Origin of the sequence: Nostoc sp., from assembly GCF_036917675.1 — a bacterium.
GTDB lineage: Bacteria > Cyanobacteriota > Cyanobacteriia > Cyanobacteriales > Nostocaceae > Nostoc.
Genome location: NZ_JBALCT010000055.1, coordinates 24,699 through 34,146, shown reverse-complemented (window position 1 = coordinate 34,146; position 9,448 = coordinate 24,699). Strand labels below are relative to the sequence as shown.

The window sequence follows — 9,448 nt, the reverse complement described above, 5'->3', positions numbered from 1 at the left end:
AATAGTTCCTCCCCTGTTGCCAGATTCCAGACTTTCAGGGTCTTGTCAAATGATGCAGAAATCACCTGTTGCCCATTGGGGGTGATGGCGACGGCATTTACCGAGTCACTATGACCCTTGAGGGTGAATAGTTCCTCCCCTGTTGCCAGATTCCAGACTTTCAGGGTCTTGTCAAATGATGCAGAAATCACCTGTTGCCCATTGGGGGTGATGGCGACGGCATTTACCGAGTCACTATGACCCTTGAGGGTGAATAGTTCCTCCCCTGTTGCCAGATTCCAGACTTTCAGGGTCTTGTCAAATGATGCAGAAATCACCTGTTGCCCATTGGGGGTGATGGCGACGGCATTTACCGAGTCACTATGACCCTTGAGGGTGCGGAGTAAGCGTCCTCCTGGTGGCGTTAAGCTTGGGGTCAAGGGACACAGCCAAGGGATAGTTGTCTTTTGATTTATTTTTGCCAATAATGCCTGAATTTCCTCTAGCATTTTCTGATTTAGTAACCGTCCATGCAATTGACTCGCTAATTGCCCCTTATCCATTGGTAATATATGGGCTGACAGTCTCAATGCACCTTGAATCAATTTCAGACTTGTGCCTTTTTTAAAATTGTATTCTGAGTTATTAGACATCTCCCTATGATCAATCAAATCATAATCTTCAATTAGCGGCTGTACCCCAAACTCAGGATGGTTAATCTTGGCAGTGATGAAATCAAAATCAGTCAGGGTTTGATAATACTTCTCTAAATTTCCCGACTTTATCAAGCTTGAGGTTAAACTACCCAAGTAAGCACGTTGAAAAGCGGGACTTTTTGCCACAAACTTGTCTGCAAATTCTCCCATTTCACGCCATCCCACTTGTAAATCTAGGTAATTTAGTAGGTTGGGTTGAACGAATGTGAAACCCAACTATTGTTTGTGGGTAGAGTTGTGTTGGGTTTCGTTCCTCAACCCAACCTACAAGTGATGTTGACGAAAATTTTCCCATTTCACGCCATCTTCCTTACAAGGTAATCGGCAATGCGTTGATTAACCTCTTGAAATAGCTTGCGTTTGGAATCTAAAACCCGTTTTGCTTTCAAGAAGTCTAAAAAACTAGCGTGATAGATGCTGTAGCAGTTTTCTCCTTCTAAATTCTGCGACTTCAAATACTCAACCCACTCGTCTAAAACTACTTGCACATCATAATTATCCTGTTCGGCAATAGCCGCTATCATCTCAGAGGGAATTGGCGTACCAATCTCAACTAAAATAAACAGGATAAATACCTTTACTTCTTGAGGTTTTTCATCCATCCCCATGCGTTGCCAGTGGACTTGATAATATTCTTGCAACCCATCGGGTAATTGCTTTAAACTCAAGTCTTTATAGTCACCATTAGCAATTCCTGGCAAAACATAGCGCAGGTACATAAAATTATTTTCACTCTTAGTTGCTACCTGCTCAACAAAATCGTTATCAGAAATATTGCGGTCTTGAATCCATTGTCTAAATGGATTCTTATAGTCTTTATCGACATTCAAAAAGAACCGAATATATTCCTTGATATCTTCACGACTCAAACTAACATACTGACTTCCCCTTAAATCTAGCTCCTCTACCGGGACATCTGGTGCAGACAAGCGTTTTTTCTCTTTAGTATAGGGTCGTCTAGTCAGCAAAAAATAAACACCTTCAGGAAGCGACGGCGGTAAATCTAAAAGATTTCCCCCTGCTTCTTGTTCCACTTCATCCAAAGCATCAACTACAATTACCAGATGCCCGCCAGCAGTCGGTTTTTTGCTAACCTGTTCTAGTAAATCCGCTAAATTAGCCTTTTCAGCATTCTGCAACTGGTAACGCTTAATTAATTGTTTGCGAATACTATCAAGAAATAGCTCCGCTCGATTGCGACCGTCTGAGCGAATATTAAAATAGCATGGTGATTTATTATCCCAAATATATTTAGCAGCGATGGTACTCTTCCCCATCCCTGCATCACCTATTAGTGTAAAATAACCACTGCGATTTTTGTTGATAAATTGGTTAAATGTCTCAAAAACGAACTTACGACCGCAAAACGAGCGAATTTTTTCTCTAATTAACGACTTAAATTCTGCTGGATACTCGTCTAAATTCCAATCAGGGAAAGGCTCAAACTCTTTTGATTTACTTGTTTTGGCAACCTGAATAAATATTTCCCCAAATTCCTCCAACTGCGATCGCACTTCAATTCTCAACAATCGGATATCATAAGCTAAATCCTTACCCTGCAAAAACTCTTCTACTTCCTTGTAGAAACCCAAAGGATTATTAGAAGTATAAGCACTCCAAAAAGCACTTTTAATTTCTCTTTCTCGAAAAAGATTCAGAATTGCTTCCGGCTTACCCACACCATACTCAATTAAAGAGTAAACATAAACACCATCAACATCTTTAGGTGGTTGTACCGGGTCAAACTTGAAATCTTTTAAGATTCTGACTACAGTTTCATTGCGTTGAGCTTGATTGATAACTACAGAAATCGCAGGTTTAGCAATACTCTTAAGTGCATTAACTACAAGGTCAATATTCATTTTTGCTAGCACTAGAGATAATTTTTACACCTATAATATATCCTAACAACTGATGCCAAAATTAAGCAAATACGTATACATATAATAGCGATACCTTTGGTAAGCTGCGCTAACGCACCCTCTTAAACTCTTCCTCTGCGCCCTCTGCGCCTCTGCGGTTCGATTCTCACACTTATTGCCAAAGCGCGTAGGTGTAGCCCTTAGAGGATGTTTTAACAAGTATTTTTGGTAACATCAAAGTATCAGGAACCTAACCCCCCTAGCCCCCTTCCCTACATGGGAATGGGGGTTTCAAAGCCTCTCTCCGCTTCGGGGAGAGGTTTGGAAGCGGGGTTTTTGGTATACTTTAGGACTTTTAAAACATCCTCTTAGTAGACATTACCTAGCCGTTTCGATTTCCAAACCTCAACTTTGACCTTCTGAGGCTGAATTTTGACCTTCTGAGGCTCAACATTGACCTTCCGAGGCTCAACTTTAACCTTCTGAGGCTGAATTTTGACCTTCCGAGGCTCAACTTTGACCTTCTGAGGCTCGACGTTGACCTTCTGATGCTCAACGTTGACCTTCTGAGGCTCAACTATAAATATTTTTTATCTCACACAGAGACGCCCAGACCCAGAGAGAGAATTTATTCTAAAAAAATCCCCCCAACTTTCTGGAAACGAGAGTTGGGGGGAGCAAGTTTTAACTAAACTGTATGGTTTTATGACGAATAAGCATCCATTGGCAGACAAGAACAAACAAAATTTCTATCCCCAAAAGCTGCATCAATGCGACCAACAGCCGGCCAAAATTTATACTCACGAGTCCAAGGCGCAGGATAAGCGGCTTGTTCACGAGAATAAGGATGCTGCCATTCTCCAGTGATGAGACTTTCGGCAGTGTGGGGTGCATTCTTCAAAACATTATCTTGGACATCCACCTTACCTGATTCTATTTCCGCGATTTCTTGGCGAATAGAAATCAACGCATTACAGAAACGATCCAACTCTTGCTTAGATTCACTTTCTGTAGGTTCCACCATGATTGTACCCCCTACAGGCCAAGAGACAGTCGGCGCATGGAAACCATAATCCATCAGACGCTTGGCAACATCATCGATTTCGATCGCAGCCGATTTTTTGAGCGATCGTAAATCTAAAATACACTCATGGGCAACTAGACCATTTTTTCCCTGATACAAAACCGGATAGTACGATTCCAGTTTCTTAGCCATGTAGTTAGCGTTGAGAATCGCCACCTTAGTTGCTTGGGTTAAACCAGCTCCACCCATCATGGCGATGTACATCCAAGAAATTACCAAAATACTAGCACTACCCCAAGGCGCAGCTGCCACCGCACCAATACGTTGGGAATTAGAGATTTCTTCCCCACTATCTTGTACAGACGCGATTAATCGCGTCTCTCCCCCCGCGATTAATCGCGTCTCTCCTCCAGCGATTAATCGCGTCTCTCCTCCCGCGATTAATCGCGTCTCTCCCCACTCCCCACTCCCCACAACAGGGTGTCCAGGCAAAAATGGCACCAAATGAGAGGCGACGCCAATGGGTCCCATACCAGGACCACCGCCACCATGAGGAATACAGAAGGTTTTATGCAAGTTTAAATGGCAGACATCCGCGCCAATATCCCCAGGACGGCAAATTCCCACTTGGGCGTTCATATTTGCCCCATCCATGTAAACTTGTCCACCGTGACTATGGACAACAGCGCAGATTTCCTGAATTGGCTCCTCAAAAACTCCGTGAGTTGAGGGATATGTCACCATTAAGGCAGCGAGTTCATTACTGTGTTTTTCTGCCTTACTCTTCAGGTCATCAACGTCAATATTACCTTGTGAATCACAGGCAATTGCCACCACCTTCATCCCGCACATCACCGCACTTGCTGGGTTTGTCCCGTGTGCAGAAGTGGGAATCAAACAAACATTGCGGTGTGCTTCACCACGATTTTCGTGATATTGACGAATCACCAAAAGTCCTGTATACTCCCCTTGAGAACCAGCATTTGGTTGTAGAGAAATTCCCGCAAACCCAGTAATTTCAGCTAACCATGCCTCAAGTTGCCTAAACAGGATTTGATAACCTTGGCTTTGGGACAAAGGTGCAAATGGATGAATCTTGCCAAATTCCTCCCAACTTACCGGAATCATCTCAGCAGTAGCATTCAACTTCATTGTGCATGACCCCAAAGGAATCATCGATGTAGTTAGCGATAAGTCCTTGCTTTCCAGCTTGTGCAGATAGCGCAACAACTCAGTTTCTGAGTGATAGCGGTTAAAGACAGGGTGAGTGAGATATGTACTTGTGCGGGAGAGGGGGAGATGGGGAAGACAGGGAGAAGTTAATTCTTCTAAAGTAAAAGGTAAATCATCTGTACCAGCAAAAATCTGCCAGAGGTCGATTAAGTCTTCTGGTGTAGTTGTTTCATCCAGCGAAATACCAACAGCAGTTGCATCAAAAACCCGCAGATTAATTTGAAGTTGTTCGCTAGCTGCCAGAATATCTTTGAAATTGCGTTTTCCCAGTTCTACTCGCAGCGTATCAAAGTAAGATTCTGAAACGACTTTGTAACCTAAACGCTTCAGTCCTGCTGCTAGCAACACCGTCAAGGAGTGGATGTTTTCAGCAATTTGCTTCAGTCCAGCAGGTCCATGATACACCGCGTACATACTCGCCATTACTGCCAGTAGCACCTGTGCAGTACAGATATTACTAGTAGCTTTTTCGCGGCGGATGTGCTGTTCCCGGGTTTGCAAGGCAAGACGTAATGCAGGCTTACCTTGAGCATCTTTTGATACTCCGACAATTCGCCCTGGAACCAGCCGCTTATACTCTTCCTTCGTAGCAAAGTATGCCGCATGAGGTCCCCCAAACCCCAAGGGAATACCGAAGCGTTGGGTGCTACCTACAGCAATATCAGCGCCAAATTCCCCAGGAGGAGTGAGCAAAGTTAAACTTAAAGGATCTGCTGCTACCGTCACCAATGCACCCTTAGCATGGGCTTTTTCTATAAAAGCGCGGTAGTCGTAAATGATACCATCACTTGCAGGATATTGTAGAACAGCCCCAAAAATTGCTTGATCAAAATCAAATGTTTGATGATCGCCGACAATAATCTTAATGCCTAATGGTTTAGCCCGTGTTTGCAACACGTCGATAGTTTGGGGATGGCAATCACCAGAGACGAAATAGGCATTTGCCTGATTTTTACAAACACCATAGCTTAGGCTCATCGCTTCAGCTGCTGCTGTGGCTTCATCGAGTAAGGAAGCATTGGCGATTTCCAAACCGGTTAAATCGATAATCAGGGTTTGAAAATTTAGCAGCGCTTCTAGCCGCCCTTGGGCAATCTCTGGCTGATAAGGAGTATAGGCAGTATACCAACCGGGGTTTTCTAGGATGTTGCGCCCAATTACAGGTGGGGTAATAGTGTCGTAATATCCCATACCAATGTATGAGCGGAAAACCTGATTTTTGGCAGCAACTTTTTTTAACGATACCAGTGCTGCATACTCACTTTCTGCTTCTGGTAACTTTAGGGGCTGCTTCAGCCTAATTGGATGTGGAACTGTTTGGTCAATTAGGGCATCCAGGCTGGGAAACCCCAAAAATTTAAGCATTTGCTGGATGTCATCGGAGTTAGGCCCAATGTGTCTTGGCGCAAAACTACTTAACTTTTGACTTTTTTCGTCCAGCACTTGCTGCTCATTAGACTTGAGAATGGGAGCGTTCAATACCACAAATTACTCTCCAGATGGTACTATTTCATATTTTGCAATAAATACTCATGAAATTTAGATGTAACTTTTCAGTTCACCTAAATTTCATGACTTACAGCTATTGTCAAGTAAATAGACCAGGCGGTAGGGGTACAGCATTGCTCATTGGTGTCAACTTAAGCTAAAAGTCTTTTCAAATCTCGTTTCCAGCAAGAAGGCTGGAAATGCAGCTCAATTGCGGCTCTGCCGCCAGCAAGGGAGGCGGAGCCTCTAGAACGGCATCCCAGTCGGAGACTGGGAATGAGGGAATCTATCAAAGCTTTGTCTAGACTGGTTTTTACGTTAAGTTGACACCTATGAGCATTGTTGTGCCCTGACGACAGATGTGGTTCAAATACATAAAAACTGCTGTATCTTCGGGTGGAGTGGGAGATGGGGGAGATAAGCGAGAAAATTTTACCTTGTCCCCCTCATTCCCCACTCCCCATTACCCCTTATCCCCAGAGGGGACCCCACCTTCCCCACTCCCTACTCCCCTTCTACCTGGGCGCGATATTCATCTGCTGTCAAAGCGTCCTCAACTTCGCCAACGTCATTGACGCGCACTTTCAAAAACCACCCTTCACCATAGGGGTCTTCTGACACTTCTTCGGGAGAATTAATTAAGGCTTCATTGCGTTCTATAACTGTGCCTGTCACAGGTGAATTCAGTTCTTCAACGGCTTTCACTGATTCAATTGTGCCAAAGTTTTCTCCCCTAGTAAGAGCGTCGCCAATTTCTGGCAGTTCCAAAAAGACGATATCACCCAATTCATGTACGGCAAACTCTGTAATGCCAATGGTGGCAATTTCGCCATCTAGTCGCACGTATTCATGAGAATCCAGGTATCTAAAATCTTGAGGATATTCAAAAGACATATCACTTCCTCTCCCTTATCAAAAAAATTATTACCCCAACAGTCATCCAACCCATATCTGGTAATGAACCTGACTGGAGATTGAGTAACTTACAACACATTATTCCTCAAAAACCTCGGCGCTTATCAGTTGGCGACACGATTTTTTGACCGATAAAAGGGACGTTTAACTACAACTGCGGGATAAGCTTTGCCGCGAATTTCAACTTCTAGCTGCTGAGTGACAGTTGCTAGCTGGGTGGGAACGTAGGCTAAGGCAATGGGATAACCAAGTGTGGGCGACAGAGTGCCACTGGTAACTTCTCCGACAATTTTACCTGCGGATAACACTTGATAGCCGTGACGGGCAATGTTGCGTCCTTGGGTTTGCAAACCTACCAATCGGCGCTGCACTCCAACGGCTTTTTGTTGTGCTAAAACTTCCCGACCAATAAAATCGCCTTTGGTATCTAAGTGAATTAACCACCCCAAACCTGCTTCTAAAGGTGTGGTGGTGTCATCGATATCTTGTCCGTAAAGTCCCATTGCCGCTTCTAGCCGCAAGGTATCTCTGGCACCGAGTCCACAGGGGATAACGCCAGCATTATGGAGAGTTTGCCACAATTCTATCCCCACATCTGGATCTACCATCACCTCAAAGCCATCTTCTCCGGTGTAACCTGTGCGGGCTAGGAAGGCAGGTTTACCTAGCAGCGTTGCTTCTAAATGTCCAAAGGCTTTGATTGGTTGTAAGTCTTGTTGCACTAAAGGCTGGAGATATTTAATCGCTTTTGGACCTTGCACGGCAATTAAGACTTTATCTGGTGAAACATCTTGGAATTGCACTTTATCTAGGTCAAGATGTTGCAATAGCCATGCTTTATCTTTGCTGGAGGTTGCCGCATTGACTATGATAAATACTCTCTGTGTCCCAGTGGCGTCTTCACCTTGATAATAAACAATGATGTCGTCAATAATTCCGGCTTGGGGATTTAACAATAAGGTGTATTGTGCTTGAGCGGGTTGCAAACGACTCAAGTCTGAAGGCACTAAAAGCTGGAGTTGGGAAATGAGATTTTTACCTTGGAGGGTAAATTTGCCCATGTGGGAAATATCAAACATTCCGGCTGTATTTCTTACAGCCTCGTGTTCGCGGCTAATCCCACTAAATTGCACGGGCATTTCCCAGCCGCCAAAGCTGGTAAAGCGGGCTTTGAGTTCTACACCCAGTTGATATAAAGGGGTTCGCACCAAAGATTGGGCGTTGTCTTCTTGATTAGCCACAGGTAATTATTTTGCGATCGCACCTCAACATCTATCATCCTACGAGATGCTTTCCGCTTTTACAGTCTTGTGTATTAAATTTGGGCATTGGGCATTGGGCATGGGGCATTGGGCATGGGGCATTGGGCATGGGGCATTGGGCATGGGGCATTGGGCATGGGGCATTGGGCATGGGGCATTGGGCATTAGTTATTCTTCCTTATCCCCCACTCCTCGCTCCCCACTCCCTTGTCTCCTTCTGTGAGCTTTAATAGTTAATGGTGGAAGTGTTGAGATTTATTAAGAAGAGATTATGAAATATTGGCGACAGTTAGCTAGCTTTGTCTTAGCTATGGTTCTTTTTTTGTTTCCCCTATCGGCGCAAGCTGCTAGTTCTTCGAGTATTACCCGTTCTGTGGGGAATGATGAACTCAAGGGCAAGGATTACTCTGGTCAAAGTTTAATTGGCACTGAGTTTACCAATCTCAAATTAGAGAATGCTAATTTTAGCAATACTAATTTACGTGGTGGCGTGTTTAACGGTAGCGTATTGGAGGGAGTAAATCTGCATGGTGCTGATTTTAGTGAAGGCATAGCCTATTTAACAAGGTTTAAGAATGCTGATTTAAGTGATGCTGTATTGACCGATGCAATGATGCTGCGTTCTACTTTTGATGGCGTGGATATCACAGGTACTGATTTTACGAATGCGATTTTAGATGGGATACAAGTGAAAAAACTTTGTGTTAAAGCAAGTGGTGTGAATTCTAAAACTGGTGTGGATACTCGCAAGTCTTTAGGATGTAAGTAGAATGCAACCCCTCTTCTTCGCTGGTGGAGAGGGGGATATTTTTTTAACTAATTAAATTACTAATTACGTTAGTGTAGCGCGAAGAAGTCCGCGAGTGTGCTTTGAATCATAATTTGGGAAAAATTTTGAACTATAAATCGAGCAAGAGTTAACGCAATTTCGTGTTTTCGTGCCAATCGCACCATAAACCTCTGCATCAA

General features: G+C 43.9%; 6 protein-coding genes and 1 pseudogene. 1 reads left to right on the top strand and 6 read right to left on the bottom strand.

The genetic code is table 11. The features are described from left to right. The 6 genes and pseudogenes from V7K31_RS21530 to V7K31_RS21505 form a co-directional block, all read right to left on the bottom strand. Nucleotides 1–860, bottom strand: a pseudogene (locus V7K31_RS21530) (hypothetical protein); the annotation flags it as partial. A gap of 131 nt (nucleotides 861–991) precedes the next feature. After that, on the bottom strand, nucleotides 992–2,557 hold the full coding sequence (locus tag V7K31_RS21525; protein ID WP_335096721.1) for an NACHT domain protein: 1,566 nt from the start codon (nucleotides 2,555–2,557) through the stop codon (nucleotides 992–994). Nucleotides 2,558–3,260: 703 nt separating this feature from the next. After that, nucleotides 3,261–6,299 (bottom strand): aminomethyl-transferring glycine dehydrogenase, encoded by a 3,039-nt coding sequence (gene gcvP, locus V7K31_RS21520; protein ID WP_335096720.1) that lies wholly within the window; start codon nucleotides 6,297–6,299, stop codon nucleotides 3,261–3,263. Nucleotides 6,300–6,806: 507 nt separating this feature from the next. Then, nucleotides 6,807–7,196 (bottom strand): glycine cleavage system protein GcvH, encoded by a 390-nt coding sequence (gcvH, locus tag V7K31_RS21515; protein ID WP_334833761.1) that lies wholly within the window; start codon nucleotides 7,194–7,196, stop codon nucleotides 6,807–6,809. Between the two features lie 125 nt (nucleotides 7,197–7,321). Continuing rightward, nucleotides 7,322–8,458: a glycine cleavage system aminomethyltransferase GcvT gene (gcvT, locus tag V7K31_RS21510; protein ID WP_335096719.1), complete on the bottom strand. Its 1,137-nt coding sequence runs from the start codon at nucleotides 8,456–8,458 to the stop codon at nucleotides 7,322–7,324. A gap of 39 nt (nucleotides 8,459–8,497) precedes the next feature. After that, nucleotides 8,498–8,644 (bottom strand): hypothetical protein, encoded by a 147-nt coding sequence (locus V7K31_RS21505; RefSeq protein ID WP_335096717.1) that lies wholly within the window; start codon nucleotides 8,642–8,644, stop codon nucleotides 8,498–8,500. Between the two features lie 106 nt (nucleotides 8,645–8,750). On the opposite strand from V7K31_RS21505, the gene V7K31_RS21500 reads away from it, so the two are divergent. Further along, the gene (locus V7K31_RS21500; RefSeq protein ID WP_335096716.1) at nucleotides 8,751–9,248 is read left to right on the top strand and encodes a pentapeptide repeat-containing protein; all 498 of its coding nucleotides are present in this window, start codon (nucleotides 8,751–8,753) and stop codon (nucleotides 9,246–9,248) included. Nucleotides 9,249–9,448 lie beyond the last annotated feature (200 nt).